Origin of the sequence: Aeromonas lacus, from assembly GCF_000764665.1 — a bacterium.
In the GTDB taxonomy this organism is placed as follows: domain Bacteria; phylum Pseudomonadota; class Gammaproteobacteria; order Enterobacterales; family Aeromonadaceae; genus Aeromonas; species Aeromonas lacus.
Map to the genome: position 1 here is coordinate 1 of NZ_JRGM01000167.1, position 612 is coordinate 612.

The 612-nt window shown below is 41.2% G+C and carries 1 pseudogene; it reads right to left on the reverse strand.

Annotated features, from left to right (window positions below):
- Nucleotides 1–394: pseudogene (locus LG31_RS21715) on the reverse strand (hypothetical protein); the annotation flags it as partial.
- Nucleotides 395–612 lie beyond the last annotated feature (218 nt).

Here is a 612-nt window from a genome sequence, read left to right on the forward strand (position 1 = left end):
CATGTAATGAGGCCGCCTTTTTATCACTATCCTGGTTTTTTAGTGACAGCGGGTCATCCACCCAAGTAACCTTATAGTAACGCTCCTTGTCATCTCTTGGCCCATTATAATAAAACTTAACGAAATTACTGGAACCTGCTGGTTGCAATATCCGTTCAGGCGTGAATGTAAGTTCCTGTACTTCACTATGAGGTACTGAAACGACCTTTCCTGTGTACGGAGAGTCTATTCTTTGGACTTTAATTGTCACCAAATGTGCCGTTGACGATGGATTGCTAACCTTTTGGCTAACTACATTTTTATTCGGTGCCATAAAAGTGTTGACAGAATCAATTTGTATTGCCGTGACAGGATAAGAAATGAGGAGTATAACTATATACACTATGTTTTTCATGACAGCCACCATGAAGTATCCCGCAGAGTTATGCGGGATACTAATTAAGATGCAATAAATTTATTTATATTAACACTATTTAAAAACCACTTGGCGCATCTGACTTGCTCCAAGTCGCCTGGAAATCCACCCGCAAATCACCACTGTATTTTCCATCAGGAACAGCATCAGCACCGACCGCAGCACCAGTAGCGTCAATACCATTTACAGCACTGATC